The following is a 2,640-nucleotide window of genomic DNA, read 5'->3' as shown; positions in this document are numbered from 1 at the left end:
ATCAAGGCACCAATAAAAGCTCCAGGAATGGTTCTCATGATAATTTTAGGAGCGTGTTTTTTAACATCGGCTCTTGGTGTAGCAATAGTTTCGGTTAATTTACCCAAAATGTGTAAACGACCATCACGAGCTTGACCTAACGCTTGTTCCATAATATCATATCGTAATCCTTCTATTTTGATGTCCATTTGACACGCTGTGATTCCGTCTTTAGTTCCAGTAACTTTAAAGTCCATATCACCCAAGTGATCTTCATCACCTAAAATATCTGACAATACCGCAAACTTTTGGCCATCAGTAATCAATCCCATAGCAATTCCAGAAACCGGTTTCACCATTTGTACTCCAGCATCCATCAATGCCATGGTACCAGCACAAACGGTTGCCATAGAAGAAGATCCGTTTGATTCTAAAACTTCAGATACGATTCGGATAGTATAAGGACAATCAGCCGGAATCATATTTTTCAGCGCTCGTTGTGCCAAGTTTCCGTGACCCACTTCTCTACGTGAAGTTCCTCTTAAAGGTTTGGCTTCACCAGTTGAAAATGGTGGAAAATTATAATGTAAGTAGAATTTTTCTTCGCCTTGCTCACTTGGCGAGTCAATTTGGTTCGCTTCTCTTGAAGTTCCAAGCGTCACAGTTGCTAACGCTTGTGTTTCTCCACGAGTAAATAATGAAGAACCGTGAACAGAGGGTAAATAATCGGTTTCACACCATATTGGTCTGATTTCGGTTGTTTTTCTTCCATCTAAACGAATCCCTTTTTCAAGGATTACGTTACGAACTGCTTCTTTATTGGTTTTGTAGAAATATTTTCCAACTAATCCGGCTAAGTTGCTATTTTCAGCATATTCTTCTTCTGTAAACAACGCTTGGCACTCTGCTTTTACTACCGAAAATTTTTCGCCTCTTTCACTTTTTCCAGAAGCTTCTTGTGCAATGGCGTAACATTTGTCATAGCCAGTTGCTTTTACTTTTTTGTAAACTTCTTCGTCTTCTACTTCACCTTCATACGAACGAATTTCTTTTTTACCAAAAGCTTCTTGTAATCTTAATTGAGCTTGAATTTGAACTTTAATCGCTTCGTGAGCAAATTTGATAGCTTCTACCATTTCATGTTCTGAAATCTCTTTCATCTCACCTTCAACCATTGCAACCGAATCTAAAGATGCTCCAATCATCATATCGATGTCAGACAACTCTAATTGGGATTTACTTGGATTAATTACAAATTTTCCGTCCACACGTGCTACACGTACTTCAGAAATAAGGTTGTAAAATGGAATGTCGGAAACTGCCAAAGCAGCCGAGGCAGCTAAACCAGCTAACGCATCTGGCATCACGTTTTCATCATGCGACATTAATTGAATCATCACCTGAGTCTCAGCATGGTAATCATCTGGGAAAAGCGGGCGTAAAACACGGTCCACTAAACGCATGGTTAACACTTCGCTGTCGCTAGGACGAGCTTCTCTTTTGAAAAAACCACCAGGAAAACGTCCTGCAGCGGCAAATTTTTCACGGTAATCTACCGTTAAAGGTAAAAAGTCAACGCCTGGGTTTGATGTTCTTGCAGATACTGCTGTTGCTAAAAGCATACAGTCGCCACATCTTACAACAACAGAACCATCTGCTTGTTTTGCTAATTTACCAGTTTCGATTGTGATGCTTCTGCCATCACCTAAATCGATTTTTTCTACAAATAATTGTGGAATCATAAATTTTCCTTTTTTAATTTTACATTGGTTTCACTGCCTGTCAGCAGCATAGTTGTGTTGTTGTAGTTGTTGTATTCCAATGAAAAACCAAACTTTTTTTAAATATTCAAATCTATAAGGTTTTAAATCCTTATAGGTTTTGTGTAAAAACAAAAAGAGGCACTTTCGCACCTCTTTATATATGTATTATTTTCTAATACCTAATTCTTTAATTATCTCACGATATCTATTGATATCTTTTTTCTTTAAGTAATCTAAAAGACTTCTTCTTTTACCTACTAAAAGTTGTAACGCTCTTTGTGTTCCGTAATCTTTACGATTTTTTTTCAAATGCTCAGTTAAGTGAGCAATTCTGAATGTAAACAAAGCGATTTGTCCTTCTGAAGAACCAGTGTTTGTTTTTGCACCTCCGTGTTTTTCGAAGATACCTTCATTAACTTCTGTATTTAAATACATGCCAATATTGTTTAAATAATTATTATGTAGTTCCTGAACTTTTCAAAGAACGGCACAAAGATAGTTATTTTTTTTTGAAAAACAATTTTCGGCTCAAGAAATACATCTTTAACCAAGAAAACCAATGAGTTATAAACAATATTAGGGCAAGATATTCACAATGAATTTAAATTCAAACAGAATAATGTAATTTTGCGTAGTGTTTTGTGTAATTATTCAATACCAAAACTAAAATACTATAAATTAAATTAACTGTAAGTCGCTAAATCATGAGGTTTTTACTACTCTTACTTCTTGGAATATCAAGTATATATTATACATTTAGTCAAACTACTTTTAATAGAAATAACCAATGGGTTTTTGGTGAGGCAAATAAATTAAACTTTAACAATACCACACCTAGTATTGCCAATGTTCCAATTACAATGACTAATTCCACTGCCAATGCAAGTTATGCTGACAT

Annotated in this window: 3 protein-coding genes; 1 reads left to right on the top strand and 2 read right to left on the bottom strand. The window is 35.7% G+C overall.

Features of this window, described 5'->3' with window-relative positions; all coding sequences use genetic code 11:
- Nucleotides 1-1,721: polyribonucleotide nucleotidyltransferase (locus ACK5ON_RS06345; protein ID WP_409820916.1), on the bottom strand; the 1,721-nt coding region annotated here is incomplete at its 3' end.
- Between the two features lie 186 nt (nucleotides 1,722-1,907).
- Entirely contained in the window at nucleotides 1,908-2,177 is a 270-nt protein-coding gene (gene rpsO / locus ACK5ON_RS06340) for a 30S ribosomal protein S15 (protein WP_409820913.1), read from the bottom strand.
- Nucleotides 2,178-2,446: 269 nt separating this feature from the next.
- Here rpsO and ACK5ON_RS06335 point away from each other — a divergent pair.
- Nucleotides 2,447-2,640: hypothetical protein (locus ACK5ON_RS06335; RefSeq protein ID WP_409820910.1), on the top strand; the 194-nt coding region annotated here is incomplete at its 3' end.

Origin of the sequence: Flavobacterium sp. (genome assembly GCF_046317795.1) — a bacterium.
Classification (GTDB): Bacteria; Bacteroidota; Bacteroidia; order Flavobacteriales; family Flavobacteriaceae; genus Flavobacterium.
This window is presented reverse-complemented; position numbering and strand designations above follow the sequence as displayed.